17 protein-coding genes and 1 riboswitch are annotated in these 18388 nt (G+C 73.6%); of the genes, 3 read left to right on the top strand and 14 right to left on the bottom strand.

What is annotated here, in order from left to right; translation table 11 throughout:
- Positions 1-9 precede the first annotated feature (9 nt).
- Positions 10-224, bottom strand: a riboswitch (cobalamin riboswitch).
- 81 nt (positions 225-305) lie between these two features.
- On the top strand, positions 306-689 hold the full coding sequence (locus tag ACFQ6N_RS13560) for an ArsR/SmtB family transcription factor (RefSeq protein ID WP_380649017.1): 384 nt from the start codon (positions 306-308) through the stop codon (positions 687-689).
- Between the two features lie 54 nt (positions 690-743).
- Entirely contained in the window at positions 744-2417 is a 1674-nt protein-coding gene (locus ACFQ6N_RS13555; RefSeq protein ID WP_380649016.1) for a hypothetical protein, read from the top strand.
- Positions 2418-2452: 35 nt separating this feature from the next.
- Here the strand turns inward: ACFQ6N_RS13555 and ACFQ6N_RS13550 are convergent, their stop codons facing one another.
- The 10 genes from ACFQ6N_RS13550 to mltG (ACFQ6N_RS13505) form a co-directional block, all read right to left on the bottom strand.
- Positions 2453-4462, bottom strand: coding sequence for an AAA family ATPase (locus ACFQ6N_RS13550; protein ID WP_380649015.1), 2010 nt, complete (start codon positions 4460-4462; stop codon positions 2453-2455).
- A gap of 124 nt (positions 4463-4586) precedes the next feature.
- On the bottom strand, positions 4587-4913 hold the full coding sequence (locus ACFQ6N_RS13545; RefSeq protein WP_380649013.1) for a putative quinol monooxygenase: 327 nt from the start codon (positions 4911-4913) through the stop codon (positions 4587-4589).
- A 139-nt stretch (positions 4914-5052) separates the two neighbouring features.
- Positions 5053-5862: an Fpg/Nei family DNA glycosylase gene (locus ACFQ6N_RS13540; RefSeq protein ID WP_380649012.1), complete on the bottom strand. Its 810-nt coding sequence runs from the start codon at positions 5860-5862 to the stop codon at positions 5053-5055.
- Between the two features lie 134 nt (positions 5863-5996).
- Entirely contained in the window at positions 5997-6821 is an 825-nt protein-coding gene (locus ACFQ6N_RS13535) for an AAA family ATPase (protein WP_380649011.1), read from the bottom strand.
- Positions 6822-6907: 86 nt separating this feature from the next.
- A complete protein-coding gene (aroQ, locus tag ACFQ6N_RS13530) occupies positions 6908-7348 on the bottom strand; it encodes a type II 3-dehydroquinate dehydratase (protein WP_380649010.1) in 441 nt (146 codons plus the stop codon).
- Positions 7345-8436, bottom strand: coding sequence for a 3-dehydroquinate synthase (gene aroB / locus ACFQ6N_RS13525; protein WP_380649009.1), 1092 nt, complete (start codon positions 8434-8436; stop codon positions 7345-7347). The genes aroQ and aroB overlap by 4 nt, the downstream gene beginning before the upstream one ends.
- Positions 8429-8950: a shikimate kinase gene (locus ACFQ6N_RS13520; protein WP_380649007.1), complete on the bottom strand. Its 522-nt coding sequence runs from the start codon at positions 8948-8950 to the stop codon at positions 8429-8431. The genes aroB and ACFQ6N_RS13520 overlap by 8 nt, the downstream gene beginning before the upstream one ends.
- The gene (gene aroC, locus ACFQ6N_RS13515) at positions 8947-10131 is read right to left on the bottom strand and encodes a chorismate synthase (protein ID WP_380649005.1); all 1185 of its coding nucleotides are present in this window, start codon (positions 10129-10131) and stop codon (positions 8947-8949) included. Before aroC ends, ACFQ6N_RS13520 begins: the two co-directional genes overlap by 4 nt.
- 196 nt (positions 10132-10327) lie before the next feature.
- On the bottom strand, positions 10328-11158 hold the full coding sequence (locus ACFQ6N_RS13510; protein ID WP_380649004.1) for a shikimate dehydrogenase: 831 nt from the start codon (positions 11156-11158) through the stop codon (positions 10328-10330).
- 40 nt (positions 11159-11198) lie between these two features.
- Positions 11199-12599, bottom strand: coding sequence for an endolytic transglycosylase MltG (mltG, locus tag ACFQ6N_RS13505; protein ID WP_380649003.1), 1401 nt, complete (start codon positions 12597-12599; stop codon positions 11199-11201).
- Positions 12600-12605: 6 nt separating this feature from the next.
- On the opposite strand from mltG (ACFQ6N_RS13505), the gene ACFQ6N_RS13500 reads away from it, so the two are divergent.
- Positions 12606-13193 (top strand): hypothetical protein, encoded by a 588-nt coding sequence (locus tag ACFQ6N_RS13500; RefSeq protein WP_380649002.1) that lies wholly within the window; start codon positions 12606-12608, stop codon positions 13191-13193.
- A gap of 185 nt (positions 13194-13378) precedes the next feature.
- Here the strand turns inward: ACFQ6N_RS13500 and mltG (ACFQ6N_RS13495) are convergent, their stop codons facing one another.
- The 4 genes from mltG (ACFQ6N_RS13495) to ACFQ6N_RS13480 form a co-directional block, all read right to left on the bottom strand.
- Positions 13379-14671 carry an endolytic transglycosylase MltG gene (gene mltG, locus ACFQ6N_RS13495; protein ID WP_380649001.1) on the bottom strand — a complete coding sequence of 431 codons (1293 nt, stop codon included), beginning with the start codon at positions 14669-14671 and terminating at the stop codon, positions 13379-13381.
- 139 nt (positions 14672-14810) lie between these two features.
- Positions 14811-15290: a Holliday junction resolvase RuvX gene (gene ruvX / locus ACFQ6N_RS13490; RefSeq protein WP_380649000.1), complete on the bottom strand. Its 480-nt coding sequence runs from the start codon at positions 15288-15290 to the stop codon at positions 14811-14813.
- Entirely contained in the window at positions 15290-17959 is a 2670-nt protein-coding gene (gene alaS, locus ACFQ6N_RS13485) for an alanine--tRNA ligase (protein ID WP_380648999.1), read from the bottom strand. The genes ruvX and alaS overlap by 1 nt, the downstream gene beginning before the upstream one ends.
- Positions 17959-18384, bottom strand: a complete 426-nt coding sequence (locus tag ACFQ6N_RS13480; RefSeq protein ID WP_380648998.1) for a DUF6167 family protein — start codon at positions 18382-18384, stop codon at positions 17959-17961. Before ACFQ6N_RS13480 ends, alaS begins: the two co-directional genes overlap by 1 nt.
- Positions 18385-18388: the final 4 nt, after the last annotated feature.

Here is an 18388-nt window from a genome sequence, read left to right as displayed (position 1 = left end):
TCGTGGAATGACGTCGTGAAGTGCCGTGGCCGGTCTCCTGGCTTACGGGACGTCCGAGTCCGCCTTCCCAGGTGCGCGGGGCACCCAGTGGCGTCGTGGACACGGACGGCGTTCCCTCGCGGACGAAGGAACTGACCCGATCACAGTGGCGAGGGCCGCTCCGGACTTGGACCCCTGGGGGTCCGTCACCGGTCTTCCCGAGCACCACGGCGGGGAACACCGTAGGGGCCGCGCCCGACCCGTGCAAGGCTGCGCACCTGCGCAGGTGTCCAGGATCACAGCCCCGCTCCTGCGAGAATGCGGACATGCATCTCGTACCGGCCGAACGCGCGGGCCACCGCACCATCGACGGACACCGGGTCTGCGAGGCCATCGCCGCGATCGGCGACACCGCGCACGTCCGGTCCTGGGCCGAGCGGTTCTCCCTGCTCGCCGACCCCGGGCGGCTCGCCCTGCTGCTCGCCCTCCACCGGGCCGGCCCGCTCGCCGTCACCGACCTCGCGGTCGCCACCGGCATGCGCGACCCCGCCGTCTCCCAGGCCCTGCGGCTGCTGCGCACGGCCGGCGTGGTCACCGGCGACAAGGACGGCCGTGTGGTGCGCTACCGGCTCGTGGACGAGAGCATGCGCCCCCTCCTCGACGAATGCGCCGCCGGCGAGCACCACGAGCCCACCGCCGCGGCCGGCTGACCGACACTCGGGGAACAGCGCCCGGCGCGCACCCCGGGTGAGTACGATCATGCTGTGCCGTCCCACCCCCACGCCTGGCCCGCCGACCGATGGAACACCGACCCGGTCAAGGCCCGCGTGCTGGCGGTCGCCCGCACCCTCACCTCGGCCACCCGGGTCCTGGACGTCCTCGCCCTGCTGAGCCCGGCCGGCATCGAGCGGTACTTCACCGTCAACCCCGGCTCCGTCTTCGCCGACCGCGCCCTGGACGACTACCTGCACGACCTGCCCGGCTACACCGTCCTGGACTGGGAGGACGCCGTCCGCCTCCCCTTCGACCTGGCCGTCGCCTGTGCCGTCCACTCCTCCATGCACCGCCTGGACGCCCGGCTGGTCGTCCTCCCGCACGGCGCCGGCTACAACCGCCTGGTGGCCGAGTCCACCGGCGACACGGTCAGCTCCGCCGGCCTGTCCCGCAACGAACTCACCCACCACGGGCGGGTGTTCGTGGACGCCCTCGGCCTCTCCCACCCCGAACAGCTGGACCGGCTTCGGTCCTCCTGCCCGGAGGCACTGGACGTCGCCCAGGTGGTCGGCGACCCGTGCTTCGACCGGATGCTCGCCAGCCGGCGCTCCCGCGACGCCTACCGCGCCGCGCTCGGCGCCACCGGCCGCCGACGGCTCGTCGTCGTCAGCTCCACCTGGAGCGAGCACTCGTCACTGGGCAGCCACCCCCGGCTGCCCCAGCGGCTGGTCCGCCAACTGCCCGCCGACGAGTACACGGTGGCCGTCGTCCTACACCCCAACGTCTGGAGCCGGCACGACCCCCGGGCCCTGCTCGACGACGCCCGGCGGATGGGCCTGCGCCTGATCCCGCCCCACCAGGGCTGGCAGGCCGCGCTCGTCGCCGCCGACTGCGTGATCGGCGACCACGGCTCGGTCACCGTCTACGGCGCCGCCCTGGAGCACCGCACCCTGCTCGTCGCCACCGGCGCCGCCGAACTCGACCCGCGCTCCCCCGGCTACGCCTTCGGCCAGGCCGCACCCCTGCTCGACCCGGACGGGGACCTCGCCGCCCAGCTGGAACTGGCCTTCGCCCAGGCGCCGGCCGACCTCCGGGAGATCACCGGCCGCGCACTCGCCCACCCCGGCGGATCCGCCCGGCTGCTGCGCCCGCTGCTCTACTCCTTCCTGGACCGGCTGGACGAGCCCCGGGACGAACCGGCCCTGCCGCCCTACCCCCGGCCCGTCCCCTGCCCCGGGGACACCGACCGGCCCACCGCGTACGAGGTCGAGGGCAGGAGCGAGGGCCCGGAGGTCAGCCTGCGGCGCTACCCCTTCGACCCCCACGACCACACCCCGCGCGGCTTCCACGCCCTGACCGACGACCACCCCGGCGACGCCCTGCGCTACACGGCCGAGGTCCTCGCCCGCACCGAGGCCCACGCCGAACGCCCCGCCGCCCGCTGGCTCGCCGACACCGCCGCCGAACTCCCCGGCCTCGCCGTCGCGGTGGCCGCCCTCGGCCCCGACCGCCACCTGCTGCGGCTGCACACCGGCCGGCTGCTGGAGGCCCGCGCCGAACCGGGCTGGGGCGCCCCGGACCCCGGCATCGACCCGCTGCTGCTCGGCTCCGCCGTCGCCTGCCGGCTCGCCGACGGCGGCGACCCGGCCGACCTCACCGAGCACGGCCTCACCGTCCGCACCGGGGAGCAGCGCACCCGGGTCTCGTTCACGGCCGAGCCCTGACCGGGCCCTGGACCTGACCGAGCCGGGGCGGGCCGCTACCCCCGCAGCTCGCGCAGCCGCTCCCGGCTGCGCTCCGCCAGCTCCTCGTCGGCCAGTTCCTCCGCGAGGCTGACGAGCAGGCCGTGCGCCTGCGCCTCCTTCGCGTACTGGCTCCGTTCCCTGGCCTGCCGGGCGCAGTCACGGGCCTGGGCGACGGCGAGGGCGAGCTGTCCGAGCGCCCGGTGGGCCCGGGCCCGGACCAGCGGGAGCTTCATCAGCATGTCGTTGTCCCGGCCGGCCTCGGCCTGGGCCGTGGCCCCGGCGAGCACGGTGAGCGCCTCCTCCGGGCGGCCGTCGGCGATCAGCGCCTGCGCGAGGTTGTAGCTCTGGACGATCTCGCCGTGGTCGTCGCCCAGGTTCTCCGCCAGGGCCAGCGTGAACCGCTCGACCGCGTCGCCGGGGCGGCCGTCGGCCAGGCAGAGCAGGCCGTCCGTCTCGTAGAGGACGCCCACGACCTGACGGTCGGCCACCAGCGGCACCTGCTCGGTGGCGAGCGCCAGCTGTCCGGCGGCGAGCTGGTACTCCTTGCGGTCGAGGTGGGCGCGGGCCAGCTGGTTGCGCATCCGGACCACGGCGGCCGGCTGGTTGTCCCACTGCGCCGACTCGACCCCGAGCCGGTGGGTGGCGATCCAGTCCTGGTAGAGCCTGCGGTCGTGGTACAGCAGCCAGAGCGACTCGCAGAGCCGCCACACCTCGCCGTGCCACCCCTGCTCGGCCGCCGCCTCCACCACCGCGCGGTAGTTCGCCCGTTCCGCGTACAGCCACTCCAGGGCCGCGGTCTCCGAGGCGAAGCCGGGCAGGTCGTCGCCGCTCGGGTCCTGCAGCCGCAGCCGCTTCCCAGCCATCGTCCGGTCCGCCAGCGAGGCCCGGGCCCGGTAGTACGCGACGACGGCGGCGAGGAGCCCGTCACGGTCGGGCAGGTCACGCGTCCGGCCGTAGGCGTGCAGCCGCACCACGTCGTGGGCCCGGAAGCGGTCCTCCGCCGGGTCGTCGTCCACCACTTCGTCCAGCAGGTGGACGTCGCGCAGTTCCCGGATCGCCCGCTCGGCCCGCTCGACGCCGACCGCACGCGCCAGTGCGGCGGACACGAAGGGGCCGGGCTGCACACCGATCAGGTGGTAGAGCGCCCGGGCAGCCGGCGTCAGCCGCTCGTACACCAGGTCGTACGTCGCGCCGAGGTCGTTCTCCTCATCCTCCAGCACCGCCAGCCTGCCCTCCCGGTCGTGCAGTTCGGCCAGCACCCGGCCGACCGGCAGGCTGTCCCGGTCCAGCAGCTGGCTCCCGACCGCGTTCAGCGCGAGCGGCAGCCCGCCGCACAGCTCGACCAGTTCCGCCAGTTCCCCGTCGGTGCCCCGGCCGGAACCCACCCAGCCGCGCACCAGCTCGGCGCCCGCCGCCGCACTCAGCGGCCCGAGCCGGCGCACCTCGGCACCGTCCGTCCGCAGCGCGGGCAGCCGCCGCCGGCTCGCCACCACCAGCAGCCCGCCGGAGGGGACCAGCGCCCGCACCTCCGCGGCGTGCTCGACGTTGTCCAGGAAGAACAGGCACCGGCGCCCGGCGGTGGCGGTACGGAACGCGGTGAACCGCTCGGCCTCCACGGCCGGGGGCTCGGTACCGAGGGCGCGCAGGAACCCGGCCAGCAGCGCGGGGAGGTCCACCCCGCCCTGGTGCCGGTAGGCCCGCAGGTCGGCGTAGAGGTCGCCGTCCGGGAAGTGCTCCCGGTGCTCCTCGGCGAACTTGGCGATCAGCTCGGTCTTCCCGACGCCGCCCAGGCCGGTGAACACCACCACCCCGAGGCCGCCCGCCTCGACCCGGCGCAGCGCGGCGGTCAGCGCGGCGATCTCCGGCTCGCGGTTGACGAAGGGGCCGTGCGGGAGCCGGATCTGATGCGGTCTCGGCGGTGCCTCCCGCTCGTGGATGTGCAGCGACCCGATGGTCCCGGCCTGCACCAGATTCCCGCCGACCGTGACATCCGACACGGTGTTGACCACCTCGTGCCGCTCCATCCGCCCGCTCTCCCTCCGCCCGGCCCGGGCCCCAGCCTACGGGCTGGGCACCCGGACGGAGGGCCGATCGGGGACTCGGCCGGGCGGTGCGCCGCACCGCTCCCGGGCGAACGGCCCCGACCCGTCACCGGGGAGTGATCTCGCCCATCTCCCCCCAGCCGTCCATGCCGGGGATCTCGGTCGACACGATCCGCGGCTTGCCGGCGACGGCGTACGACAGGTCGTCCATGGCCTTGGTGAAGTGCGCGGACTCCACGTGCGCCTTGCCCGCGTCGCCGTCGCGGAAGGCCTCGACCAGGACGAACTCGTTGGGGTCGTCGACGCTGCGGGACCACTCGAAGAAGAGGTTGCCGGGCTCCTCGCGAGTGGCCCTGGTGAACTCGTCGACGAGGTCGAGCCAGTGGTCGGCGCGCTCGGGGCGGACCGCGAACTTGACCGTGATGAAGATCATGGGGACTTCCTTTCGCTCCACGCTCGCACGTGGCACTGCGGACAGGACGGACTGCTCACCGAGCACGCTACCCGTCGTCGCAGGTCAGAAGGGTCGGCACCGGCCCGCCCCAGGCCTCACGCCGCCCGGGGCGGGGGCCTCACGCCGCCTGGCAGGCCGGGCACCAGAAGAGGTTGCGGGCGGCGTGCTCCTCCGTCCGCACGTCCGTGCCGCAGACCAGGCAGGGCATCGCCGCCCGCCGGTACACGTACACCTCGCCGCCGTGGTCGTCCACGCGGGGCGGACGCCCCATCGCCTCGGGGGTGTGCTCCGGACGGACGGTGTCGATCCGGCCCGCGGTGACGCCCTCGCGCATCAGCGCGACCAGGTCCGTCCAGATCGCGTCCCACTCCTTCCGGGTGAGGTCGCGCCCGGCCCGGTGCGGGTCGATGCCGTGGCGGAACAGCACCTCGGCCCGGTAGACGTTGCCCACCCCGGCCAGCACCTTCTGGTCCATCAGCAGCGCGGCGACCGTCGTCCGGCTGGCCGATATCCGGCGCCAGGCGGCCTCCGGGTCCGCGTCGGCGCGCAGCGGGTCCGGGCCGAGCCGGGCCGCGACGGCGGCCTTCTGCTCGTCGCCGACGAGCGCGCAGGTGTTGGGGCCGCGCAGGTCGGCGTAGCCGTCCTCGCCCTCCAGCCGCAGCCGGACCAGGCCGACCGGCTCGGGCGCCGGGCCGTCGGCGAAGGTGAAGCCGCCGTAGAGGCCGAGGTGGATGTGCACCCAGGCGCCCTCCTCGAAGCCGAGGAAGAGGTGCTTGCCGGTGGCCTCGGCGCCGGTGAGCAGCTGCCCGTCGATCACCTTGGCCTCGTCGGCGAACCGGCCCTGCGGGCTGGACACCCGGACCGGACGGCCGCCGAAGGCCTTGCGGTTCTCGGCGGCGAGGCGGTGGATGATGTGGCCTTCCGGCACGGGCGTCAGCTCCCCCGGGGTTTCGGCCGGGCGGGCCACTGGGCCCGCCCGAGGACAGCTCCCATCATCGCAGCCGGCACCGACACGACCGCGGCCCCTCGGCCCTGCGGGCAGGCCCACCGGCACCGCGCGGATCAGCGGACCGGCATGCCCATCAGCCGGGCCAGGATGACCCGGTCCAGCTCGGCGGCCGTGCCGGGCACGTCCAGCGAGGAGTTGTCGATGATCGGCAGCCCCGAGTTGTACCAGCCGGCCATCCGTCCGTGGATGCGGGCCACCTCCTCGTCGCCGAGCCGCCGGTTGCCGCCGCGCAGGGCGTTGCGGCGCAGCACCGAGTCCAGGCTGGGCAGCAGCACGACCGGGATCATCCCGGGGCCGATGTGCCGCTTCCAGCCGCCGAGGCCGATCGCCGGGCGGTCCGGGAAGACCGCGTCGTCGATGATGCAGGAGATGCCGTTGGCCAGGTAGTTGCGGCAGGCGAAGCCGCAGGTGCGGCGGGCCAGCCGGTACTGCGCCTCGGAGGCGTTGTTCCAGCCGGACTGCGGGTTGGCGAAGCCGGACTGCACCCACTCCCGGACGTCGTCCAGGCTGATGTGCGCGGTCGGGGTGGGCCTGCGCTCGGCCCAGTAGCGGGCGACGGTGGTCTTGCCCGCCCCGGCCGGACCGATCAGCAGGACGGCGATCGGACCGGTGGGCGCGTGCTGCCTCGGGTGGGCGGGCAGTTGGACGGGCGTCCCGGACGGGAGCACGAAGTGCCCGGTCCCCCCGGCCGGAACCGGCGGCGCGCCGGGCACCGGGCCGGGCGCGTGGGCCGCGGCCGGCGCGGGGGCCGCGACGGGTGCCGGGGCGGGGGCGGGCGCCGGGGCGGCGGCCCCGGGCCGGACGGCTGTCGGCGGGGGCGGCACCGGCGGTGCGACGGGACGCGGCGGGACCTGCCCGCCTCCGGCGTACTGCGTCACGGCACCCTCCCGACACCTCTCAGCGGGGACACTACACGGCGGCCCGGCAGCGGGCACAGTCCGCCGCCGGGCCGTGGCCCGCACCCTCAGCGCGTGGTGAGCCGCTCGGCCAGCGCGCGCAGCGCCAGCTCGTAGGAGCCGAGCCCGAAACCGGCGATGGTGCCGGAGGCCACCGCGGCGATCACCGAGGTGTGCCGGAAGGTCTCCCGGGCGTACGGGTTGGAGATGTGCACCTCGATCAGCGGCGCGGTGCGCTGCGCGGCGGCGTCCCGCATCGCGTACGAGTAGTGCGTGAACGCACCCGGGTTGATCACCACGGGCAGCTGCCCGTCGGCCGCCTCGTGCAGCCACTCCACCATCTGCTGCTCGGAGTTGGTCTCGCGCACCTCGACCTCGAAGCCGAACTCCTTGCCCAGCGCGGTGCAGCGCTCGACCAGTCCGGCGTACGAGGTAGCGCCGTAGACGTCCGGCTCGCGGCTGCCCAGGCGGCCGAGGTTGGGGCCGTTGAGCACCAGCACCCGGGTCACGCCGAGACCTCCGCGTAGGCGGCGACCAGCAGGGACGGGTCGGGGCCCTCCAGCACGGAGGTCTTGCCGAGGCCGTCCAGGACGATGAAGCGGATCAGGTCGCCGCGGGACTTCTTGTCGATCTTCATGGCGTCCAGCAGCTTCGGCCAGGCGTCCGCCCGGTAGCTCAGCGGCAGGCCGACCGAGGCCAGTACGGTGCGGTGCCGGTCGGCCGTCTCGTCGTCCAACCGGCCTGCCAGGCGGCCGAGTTCGGCGGCGAAGACCATGCCGATGGAGATCGCGGCACCGTGCCGCCACTTGTACCGCTCGTTGCGCTCGATGGCGTGGCCGAGGGTGTGGCCGTAGTTGAGGATCTCCCGGCGGCCGGACTCCTTGAGGTCGCCGGTGACCACGTCGGCCTTGACCTGGATGGCGCGGCGGATCAGCTCGACGGTGTGCGGGCCGGCCGGGGTCTTGGCGCCCTCCGGGTCGGCCTCGATCAGGTCGAGGATGGCCGGGTCGGCGATGAAGCCGCACTTGATGACCTCGGCGAGGCCGGAGACGTAGTCGTGCTTGGGCACGGTCTCCAGGGTGCCGAGGTCGGCCAGCACGCCCACCGGGGGGTGGAAGGCGCCGACCATGTTCTTGCCCTCGGCGATGTTGATGCCGGTCTTGCCGCCGACGGCCGCGTCGACCATGCCGAGCAGCGTGGTGGGCATCGAGACCCAGCGCACGCCGCGCAGCCAGGTGGCGGCGACGAATCCGGCCAGGTCGGTGGTGGCACCGCCGCCGAGGCCGACGATGACGTCGCTGCGGGTGAAGCCGGTCTGCCCGAGGACCGACCAGCAGTACGCGGCGACCTCGGCGCTCTTGGCGTCCTCCGCGTTGGGGACCTGGAGCGCGATCGCCTCGTAGCCCTCGCCGACCAGGTCCTCGCGGATGGCGTCGGCGGTGGCCTCGAGGGCCTCCGGGTGGATGATCGCGACCCGCTTGGCCCGGGTCCCGATCAGCGGGGCCAGCTCTCCGAGCAGCTGGTGCCCGATCAGCACGTCGTACGGGTCGTGGCCGGCGCTGCCGCCGACGTGGATCCTGACGGTGGTGTCAGTCATGGGGGGTCTTCAGCTCCAGTGCTTCCAGTACGGCGTCCGCGACCTGCTCCGGGGTGCGTCCCGCGGTGTCGACCACGGCGGTGGCCACCTCCAGGTAGAGGGGGCGGCGGGCCTCCATCAGTTCGCGCCAGCGGGCCCGCGGGTTGACGGCCAGCAGCGGGCGCGGGGCGTCCAGGCCGACCCGCTTGACCGCGTCGGCCGACGGGACCTCCAGGAAGACCACCGGCAGGTCGCGCAGCAGCTCGCGGGTGGCCTCGGCCGTCACCGCGCCGCCGCCGAGCGCCAGCACCCCGTCGTGCCCGGTGGCGGCCGCCCGTACGGCCGCGACCTCCAGCGCGCGGAAGTGCGGCTCGCCCTCGTCGACGAAGATCTCCGGGATGGGCTTGCCGGCCGTCGTCTCGATGTCGGCGTCGGTGTCGCGGAAGCCGACGCCCAGGCGCTCGGCGAGGACCCGCCCGACGGTGGACTTGCCACTGCCGGGCGGGCCGACCAGCACGACGACAGGAGTCGTCATCGGATGATCAGGTTGTCGAGGTAGCCCTGCACATTGCGGCGGGTCTCGGAGACGTGGTCGCCGCCGAACTTCTCGATGACCGCGTCGGCCAGCACCAGCGCGACCATCGCCTCGGCGACGATGCCCGCCGCCGGCACGGCGCAGACGTCCGAGCGCTGGTGGTGCGCCTTGGCCGGCTCGCCGGTGCGCACGTCCAGGGTCTGGAGCGCCCGCGGCACGGTGGCGATCGGCTTCATCGCGGCGCGCACCCGCAGCACCTCGCCGGTGGACAGGCCGCCCTCGGTGCCGCCGGAGCGGCCGGAGGAGCGCTTGACGCCCTCGGGGGTCGGGACGATCTCGTCGTGCGCCTGGGAACCGGGCACCCGGGCCAGGTCGAAGCCGTCGCCGACCTCGACGCCCTTGATCGCCTGGATGCCCATCAGCGCGGCGGCCAGCCGCGCGTCCAGCCGGCGGTCCCAGTGCACGTGCGAGCCGAGGCCCACCGGCACGCCGTACGCCAGCACCTCGACCACGCCGCCCAGGGTGTCGCCGTCCTTGTGGGCCTGGTCGATCTCGGCGATCATCGCCTTCGAGGCGTCCGCGTCCAGGCAGCGCACCGGGTCGGCGTCCAGCCGCGCCTCGTCCGAGGGCAGCGGCAGCACACCGGCCGGCGCCTTGGCGGCGGCCAGCTCGACCACGTGGCTGACGATCTCGATCCCGGCCACCTCACGCAGGTACGCGCGGGCGACGGCGCCCAGCGCGACCCGGGCGGCCGTCTCCCGGGCGCTGGCGCGCTCCAGGATCGGCCGGGCCTCGTCGATCGAGTACTTCTGCATGCCGGCCAGGTCGGCGTGGCCGGGCCGGGGGCGGGTGAGCGCCTCATTGCGGGCCAGGCCCGCCAGCACCTCGGGGTCGACCGGGTCGGCCGACATGACCTGCTCCCACTTCGGCCACTCGGTGTTGCCGACCATGATCGCGACCGGGCTGCCCATGCTCAGACCGTGCCGGACGCCGCCGAGGAAGGTCACCTCGTCCTGCTCGAACTTCATCCGAGCCCCGCGGCCGTAACCGAGCCGACGGCGCGCCAGCGCGTCGGCCACCACGGCGGTGGTGACCGGTACGCCGGCGGGCAGGCCTTCCAGCGTCGCGACGAGTGCGGGGCCGTGCGACTCCCCCGCCGTCAGCCAGCGCAACGTACCCAACGGAGCTCCTTCATCAGCGGACCGGCCCACGGCACCGCCGGGGCCCGCCCGAGCGTGCCTTCTGCCTGAATCCTTTCATGCCCCAGCGGCACCCGGGGGCACAGTCCGCGTGACGGACGGCAACCGGCCACGATCCGGCCGGGCGGCGGCCCGGGCCGGGCGCCGCATCCGACGCGCCGCACCCGACGCGCCGGGCTCAGTGCCCGGCGAGCGCCTTCTCCCCCGCCTCGCGCATCGCCGCCAGCGGCCCGGGCGTCCGCCCGGTGAAGGCCTCGCTCTGCAGCACCGCCTGGTGAACCAGCAGGTCCAGCCCGCCCAGCACGGTCGCCCCGCGCCCGGCGCAGGCGGCGGCCAGCGCAGTCGGCCACGGGTGGTACAGCACGTCGAACAGCGCCCCGGGCTCGGCCGGCAGCGCCCCGGCGAAGGCGTCCGTCGCGCCGACCGGCGTGGTGGAGACGGTCAGCGGCTGCGCCAGCGCCTCCGCGCCGCGGTCCCAGTCGGCGGTGCGGACGGTCACGCCCAGCCGCTCGCCCAGCTCGGCCATCTCCCGGGCCCGCTCGGCGCTGCGCACGTACACCGTCACCTCACCGGTGCAGATCTGGGCGAGCGCGGCCAGCGCCGAGGAGGCGGTGGCCCCGGCGCCCAGCACGGCCGCCCCGGGGACCTCGGTGATCCCGCGCTCGCGCAACGCGTTCACCAGCCCGGGGACGTCGGTGTTGTCCCCGGTGCGCCGACCGTCGGCGGTGAACACCACGGTGTTGACCGCGTCGACCGAGCGGGCCGTCGCACTGACCTCGTCGAGCAGCGGGATGATCGCCCGCTTCAACGGCATGGTCAGCGACAGCCCCGCCCACTCGGCCTCGTCCAGCCCGGCGACGAAGCCGGGCAGCGCGGCCTCGTCGACCTCGAAGCGGTCGTAGCGCCAGCCGTCCAGCCCGAGCGCCGCGAAGGCGGCCCGGTGCAGGTCCGGCGAGAGCGAGTGGGCGATCGGCGAGCCGAGGACGGCCGCCCGGTGCTTGCTGGTCAACGCAACCTCTCCGTGAACGTGGACTGTCGCCCGGCCGGGGCTACTTGGCGGTGGTGCAGTGGCCGCGGGTCTCGTCGAAGCCCTGCCCGGCCGCCTGGCAGTACGCCTTGACGTTGGCGTAGTGCTCCTTGCTCGTCTCGGCGAACAGGGTGTGCTCCGGGTCCATCGCGATGAAGTACAGCCACTTGCCGTCCGCCGGGTGCAGCACCGCGTTCAGGGCGTCGTCGCCGGGGTTGGAGATCGGCGTCGGCGGCAGGCCCGGGTTGACGTAGGTGTTGTACGGGTTGCTCGCGTCGTCCATGTCCTTCCTGTTGAGGTCCTTGCGACCCAGGGAGTACTGGAGCGTGGTGTCCATGCCGAGCTTGTGGTTGATCTCGCCGGCGGCGGCCAGCCGGTTCTGGATGGTCTTGGCCATCTTGGCGAAGTCGGCCGGGTTGTTGCCCTCGCGCTGGAGGATGCTCGCCTCGACGACCACCTCGTACCCGGTCTTCAGGCCCACCGAGGCGGCCTGGGAGTCCAGGTTCGCGTACTTGTCGGTGGCGTTCTTCACCATCTGCTTCAGCAGGTCCTCGGGCTTCATGCCGTCGGAGATGTTGTAGCGGGTCGGCCAGAGGAAGCCCTCGATCTTGCCCTGGGCGTACGCGGGCAGGCCGAGGTCGTTGATCTGGGCCTGGGCGACGGCGGCCGTGGCGCCCTTCTGCAGCTTCAGCTTCCCGTCGATCAGGGCGTAGATCTCGGTGGAGTTCTTGCCCTCGGGGATCACGATCGCCGCACCGCCCGCCTGGGCGAGCAGTTCCTTGAGCGCGGTGGCGGCCTGCATCTCCTTCTTCAGGCCGTAGAAGCCCGGCTGGACGGTGGTGCACTTGGGCTCGGCCTTGCAGGCCGTGGTGAAGGCGTCGACGCTCTTGACCACGCCAGCGTTCTTCAGCGCCAGGCCGATCTGGCCGGCGACCGCGTCCTTCTTGACCTCGAACTGCACCGAGCCGGTGCCCTCACCAGCGAAGTCCGGCGGCGGGCCGAAGTGGTCCTGGTAGAAGCCGTAGCCCCACCAGCCGGCGCCGCCGACGGCACCGAGCAGCACCAGCGCGACCAGCAGGCAGGCGCCGCCGTTGCGGCGGCCCGACTTCTTGCCCTTCTCCTTGCGCTTCTTCTTCGCCTCGCGGGAGTCGTCCTGTTCGCCGAGGAAGCCGCTCTCGTGCTGCTCGGCCTCCCCGTCGAGGTAGGCGCCGTCCTCGTGGTGGCCGTCCTCGTGGCCGTCCCACTCGTCGGCCGCGCCCTCGTGCGCGGTGCCGACCGGGTCGGCACCGGACTCCAGGGCGGCGGCCTCGGCCTCCCAGTCGATGCCGTCCGGGCCGGGGCCCGAGACGGGCGCGGCGGGCGCCGGCTGCGGCCGGGCCTGCTGCTGCGCCGGCTGCTGGGGCGGAGCCGCCTGCTGCCGCATGCCGGGGTGCTGCTGCGTCCCCGGCTGCTGCTGCGGACCGGGCTGCTGCTGGGCGCCGTCCTGCTGACCGCCCTGGTACCCCTGCTGCTGGTAGCCCTGCTGCATCTGCTGCTGCGGCATCTGCTGCTGGGGGTGGCCCTGCTGCTGCGGGTACCCCTGCTGCTGGTAGCCCTGCATCTGCTGCTGCGGGTGCTCCTGCTGGAACCCCTGCACCTGCTGCTGGGGCATCTGCTGGGGGTGGCCCTGCTGCGGCTGCTGCTGCATCTGCTGCTGGGGGTAGCCCTGCTGACCGCCCGGGTACCCCTGCTGCTGGTAGCCCTGCTGCTGCATCTGCTGCGGCATCTGCTGCTGGGGGTAGCCCTGCTGCATCTGCTGCTGCGGGTACCCCTGCTGCACGTCCCCGTACGGCTGCTGGCCCTGCTGGCCGTGCTGGCCCTGCTGAACCTGCTGGCCGTGCTGGCCCTGCGCCGGGTACTGCTGCTGCCACTGGCCGTCCTGCTGGCCGGGGACCGGCTGCCGGCCGTCGTACCCGGGATCCCCGGGGTGCCACGGCTCGCCCTGGGGGACGTAGCCCCCACCCAGATCGGTCATTGATCCCCTTAACCGACGGTGACGGCCGGAGGATCGGACCGGCCGTCCGGGACGACGCCGTCCCGGCTGATTCTCGAACCGGCGTGCTAGCGCAACGCCTGGAGGGAGACGTTACCGTACCGCAGCCTCACCCCCGGCCGGGCGGAAGCACCGTCAGTGAGCGACCTCACCGAGGACACACACCGTCGTCACGGTGTCGCCGTACCCGGGCCGGAGGCGGCCCCGGAGCCCGCCGGGGCCGCGGACGCCGATCCGGAGGCCGCTCCGGACGCCGGTCCGGACGCCGGTCCGGACGCGGTGGCCGAGGCGGAGGGCTTCGCCGCCGCCCGGTTGGCGTTGAACTCCGCCACGTTGCGCTGCTGCACCTCGAAGCTGTCGGTGAACCGGGTGTCCCCGGGCTTCACGGTGACGAAGTACAGCCAGTCCCCCGGTGTCGGGTCCAGCGCCGCCATGATCGCCTGCCGGCCCGGGTTGGAGATCGGTGTCGGCGGCAGCCCGGGGTGCAGGTAGGTGTTGTACGGCGAGTCGAGCTTGGTCTCGGTCACGGTGGTGTTCAGGGTCGACCGGCCGAGCGCGTAGTTGATCGTGGAGTCCAGCTGGAGCGGCATGCCCTTGGCCAGCCGGTTGTAGATCACCCGGGCCACCTTGCCCATGTCCTCGGTGTTGTCGGCCTCGCCCTGGACCATGCTGGCGACGGTGACCAGCCCGTACACGGTCTGCCCGAAGTTCTGCGCGACGACGGTGGCGTCGTCCCGGGTGAACTCCTTGCCGGCCCGGTCCACCATCTGTTTCAGCAGGTCGATCGCGGTGGTCCCGTCGGTGACGCTGTACGTCGCCGGGAACAGGTAGCCCTCGGGGCTGCCGTTGGTGAAGTCCGGCAGGCCCAGTTCGACGCCCTGCTCCTGCGCGGTGCGCTGGGTGGTGCCCTCGGGCAGGTGGAGCTTCTTGTCGACGGCCGCGTAGATCTGGTAGCCGCGCCAGCCCTCGGGGATGGTCAGGCCGTTGGCGTTGGCCGGGTCGATCAGGACCGCCAGCGCCGCCACGGCCGACATCTTCTGCTTCAGGGTGTACGTCCCGGGCTGGATCCGCCCGGCCGCCGCCGCGCTGCCCTTCGCGGCCCGGGTGAAGGCGAGCGAGCTGGCCACCACCCCGTTGCGGACCAGCGCGGACGCGATCTGGGACAGGCCCGCGCCCTCCGGCACGGAGACCTGGACGCTGCCGCTGCCCTGCCCCCCGAAGTCGGCGGCGGCCGGGGGTTTGCGCTGCGCCTGGAACCAGGTGTAGCCGGTCAGTCCGACCCCGCCGAACACCGCCACCAGGGCGAGCGCGGTGAGTCCGCAGGCCAGTCCGTTACGCCGTCGGTGCGGATCCGGCGCATCGAAGCGCGGCCGGGGCGCGGACGGCGGACGGCCCTCCGGGTCCAGCACCGGCGCGCCGAGGTGCCCTGGCGTGAGCCCCGGGTGGAAGTCCTGGTCGGTCATTGGCTCGCGTCCCCTCGGCGGTCCCAGATCGATCCGGATCGACACCGAACGGTCCGAAACGGATACGGAAGCGGACGAAAAAGGGGTCCGTGCGGACGCGTCCGCACGGACCCCTCAACGGGACGTTAGAGCAGGCTCCTCAGCCGACCGCCTCGACGCTCTCACCGGGCGGACGGCCGCTCACCCGTTCGGACTCAAGGGCGGTCTGGAGGATCACCACGGCGGCGGCCTGGTCGACCACCGAGCGGCCCTTCTTCGCCTTGACCCCCGAGGCGCGCAGCCCGTGGGTGGCGGTGACGGTCGACATCCGCTCGTCCACCAGCCGCACCGGCACCGGGTAGAGCCGGTTGGCCAGCCGCGTCGCGTACGTCCGGACCTTCTCCGCCGCCGGGCCCTCCTTGCCGCTCAGCGAGCGGGGCAGCCCGACGATCACCTCCACCGCGTCGTACTCCTCGACGATGGCGGCGATCCTGGCCTGCGACTTCACCCCGGCCGGGACGGTCTCCACAGGCGTGGCGAGCACCCCGTCGGGGTCGCAGGACGCGACCCCGATCCGGGCGTCACCGACGTCGACGGCGATCCGCCGCCCACGCCGGAAGGGCCTCTCCTCCGGTTCCATCAGCTGGCGCGCTCCGCGACCAGGCCGCGCACCGCGGCGATGGCCGCGCCGACCGCGGAGGCGTCGGAGCCGCCGCCCTGCGCGACGTCGTCCTTGCCGCCACCGCCGCCGCCGAGGGTCTTGGCGGCGGTCCGGACCAGCTCGCCGGCCTTGATGCCGCGGCCGCGGGCGTCCTCGTTGGTGGCGATCACGGTCAGCGGGCGGTCGTTGGCCACGGTGAAGGCGGCGACCACGGCCGGGCGCGCGCCGAGCCGGCCGCGCACGTCCAGGACCAGCTTGCGCAGCTCGTCCGCGCCCACGCCGTCGGCGACCTGCGCGGCGACCACGGCGATGCCGTGCACGTCCTCGGCCGAGTCGGCCAGGCCCGCCGCGGCGGCCAGCACCTTCTCGGCGCGGAAGCGCTCGATCTCCTTCTCGGCGTCCTTGAGCTTGGCGAGCATGCCCGAGATCTTCTCCGGCAGCTCCTCCGGGCGGCCCTTGACCAGCTCGGTGAGCTGGGCGACCACGGTGTGCTCACGGGCCAGGAACTTGTACGCGTCGACGCCGACCAGCGCCTCCACGCGGCGCACGCCGGAGCCGATCGAGGACTCGCCGAGCAGCTTCACCAGGCCCAGCTGGGCGGTGTTGCCGACGTGGGTGCCGCCGCACAGCTCCTTGGAGAAGTCGCCGATGGAGACGACCCGCACCTCGTCGCCGTACTTCTCGCCGAACATCGCGATGGCGCCGGCCTTGCGGGCCTGGTCCATCGTCATGACCTCGGCGGTGACCTCCAGCTCGCGGCCCAGCACGTCGTTGATCTTCTGCTCGACGTCGACCAGCACGCTGCCCGGAACGGCGGCGGGCGAGCCGAAGTCGAAGCGGAAGCGGCCGGGGGCGTTCTCCGAGCCGGCCTGGGCGGCCGTCGGGCCGAGCGCGTCACGCAGCGCCTGGTGGGTCAGGTGGGTGGCCGAGTGGGCGCGGGCGATCGCCCGGCGGCGCTCGATGTCGATCGTGGCGTACGCCGAGGCGCCCAGCACGACCTCGCCGAACAGCACCCCGCCGGAGTGCACCACGACGCCCGGGACGGGCTGCTGCACGTCGCGGATCTCCACCACCGCGCCGGACTCCAGCCGGATCCGGCCGTGGTCGGCGAGCTGGCCGCCGCCCTCGGCGTAGAACGGGGTGCGGTCGAGGATGATCTCGACCTCGTCGCCCTCGGAGGCGGCCGGCGACGGGACGCCGTCCACCAGCAGGCCGACCACGGTGGCCTCGCCCTCGGTGAGGGTGTAGCCGGTGAAGACGCTCGCGCCGGACTTGTCGGCGACCTCGCGGTACGCCGCGACGTCGGCGTGGCCCATCTTCTTGGCCTTGGCGTCGGCCTTGGCGCGGTTGCGCTGCTCCTGCATCAGGCGGCGGAAGCCCGCCTCGTCCACCTGGAGGCCCTGCTCCTCCGCCATCTCCAGGGTGAGGTCGATCGGGAAGCCGTAGGTGTCGTGCAGCTTGAACGCCTGCTCGCCGGAGAGCACCGCGCCGCCGGACTGCTTGGTCTCGGTGACCGCGACGTCCAGCAGGTTGGTGCCGGCCTTCAGGGTCTGGAGGAAGGCCGCCTCCTCGCCGACGACGACCGTCTCGATGCGCTTGCGGTCGCTCTCCAGCTCGGGGTACTGCGGCGCCATCGCCTTGATCGCGACGTCGATGAGCTCCTTGGCCACCGGCTCGGTGGCGCCCAGCAGGCGCATGTTGCGGATGGCGCGGCGCAGGATGCGGCGCAGCACGTAGCCGCGGCCCTCGTTGCCGGGGGTGACGCCGTCGCCGACCAGCATCAGCGCGGTGCGGATGTGGTCGGTGACCACGCGCAGCGAGACGTCCGACTTGTGGTCGGCGCCGTAGGTGTGGCCGGTGAGCTCGGCGGCGCGGTCGAGGATCATCCGGCTGGTGTCGATCTCGAAGAGGTTGTCGACGTCCTGGAGGATCGCGGCGAGGCGCTCCAGGCCGAGGCCGGTGTCGATGTTCTTGCTCGGCAGGTCGCCGAGGATCTCGAAGCCGTCCTTGCCGTCGCCGTGGCCGCGCTCGTACTGCATGAAGACCAGGTTCCAGATCTCCAGGTAGCGCTCGCCGTTGACGGCCGGGCCGCCCTCCTCGCCGTACGCGGGGCCGCGGTCGTAGTTGATCTCCGAGCACGGGCCGCACGGGCCGGGGACGCCCATCGACCAGAAGTTGTCCTTCATACCCAGGCGCTGGATGCGCTCCGAGGGCACGCCGATGACGTCACGCCAGATCTGCTCGGCCTCGTCGTCGTCCTTGTAGACGGTGATCCAGAGCTTCTCCTTCTCCAGGCCGTAGCCACCGTCCGCGACGGGCGTGGTGAGCAGGTCCCACGCGAACTTGATGGCTCCTTCCTTGAAGTAGTCACCGAAGGAGAAGTTGCCGCACATCTGGAAGAAGGAGCCGTGCCGGGTGGTCTTCCCGACCTCCTCGATGTCCAGGGTGCGCACGCACTTCTGGACGCTGGTGGCGCGCGAGAACTGCGGCTTGACCTCGCCCAGGAAGTAGGGCTTGAACGGCACCATGCCGGCGTTGACGAGCAGCAGGGTGGGGTCGTCGGCGACCAGGGACGCCGACGGAACGACGGTGTGGCCGCGCTCCTCGAAGAAGCGCAGCCAGCGGCGGCGGATCTCAGCCGACTCCATTAGTGGTCCTTCCGGTTCGGGGTGCCGCCCCGCGGCGGCAGGGCGCGGCGGGGCGTTTCTTCAATGGTCCGGGGGGTGGTGCGGGCACTGCGGGACGGAGGCAGGGCGGCGGCCGGGCTGCCGGGCGCCGCCGAGATAGCTCGGTACTGCGGTTCACCGCGCAGGACCCGGCGGGTGTTCCGGGGCTCCACCACGGCGGTGCCGCGCAGCCCGAGGTCGTCCTTGAGCTGCTCCTCGCGCTCCGCCATGCCGGCCTTCACGTCCTGGGCGAACTGCTTGGCGAGGTCGCCCAGGTGCAGCGCGCCGCGCGCGGCGGTGCCGGAGAGGCTGTCCGGGGTGAGCCGGTGCACGGCCTCGTTGGCCTTGTTCATGGCCCAGACGGTGGCGCCGGCGCCGACCGCCATCCAGAAGATGCGTCGCACCACGCCG

The organism is Kitasatospora sp. NPDC056446, assembly GCF_042796115.1.
Taxonomy (GTDB): Bacteria; Actinomycetota; Actinomycetes; order Streptomycetales; family Streptomycetaceae; genus Kitasatospora.
This window is presented reverse-complemented; position numbering and strand designations above follow the sequence as displayed.

Excerpts from the sequence above, each read along its gene's own strand:
- ACFQ6N_RS13560 (WP_380649017.1), top strand. The coding sequence starts at position 306 with ATGCATCTCGTACCGGCCGAACGCGCGGGCCACCGCACCATCGACGGA.
- ACFQ6N_RS13550 (WP_380649015.1), bottom strand. The coding sequence starts at position 4,462 with ATGGAGCGGCACGAGGTGGTCAACACCGTGTCGGATGTCACGGTCGGC.
- ACFQ6N_RS13545 (WP_380649013.1), bottom strand. The coding sequence starts at position 4,913 with ATGATCTTCATCACGGTCAAGTTCGCGGTCCGCCCCGAGCGCGCCGAC.
- aroB (WP_380649009.1), bottom strand. The coding sequence starts at position 8,436 with ATGACTGACACCACCGTCAGGATCCACGTCGGCGGCAGCGCCGGCCAC.
- ACFQ6N_RS13520 (WP_380649007.1), bottom strand. The coding sequence starts at position 8,950 with ATGACGACTCCTGTCGTCGTGCTGGTCGGCCCGCCCGGCAGTGGCAAG.
- mltG (WP_380649003.1), bottom strand. The coding sequence starts at position 12,599 with ATGCGGCAGCAGGCGGCTCCGCCCCAGCAGCCGGCGCAGCAGCAGGCC.
- mltG (WP_380649001.1), bottom strand. The coding sequence starts at position 14,671 with ATGACCGACCAGGACTTCCACCCGGGGCTCACGCCAGGGCACCTCGGC.
- ruvX (WP_380649000.1), bottom strand. The coding sequence starts at position 15,290 with ATGGAACCGGAGGAGAGGCCCTTCCGGCGTGGGCGGCGGATCGCCGTC.
- alaS (WP_380648999.1), bottom strand. The coding sequence starts at position 17,959 with ATGGAGTCGGCTGAGATCCGCCGCCGCTGGCTGCGCTTCTTCGAGGAG.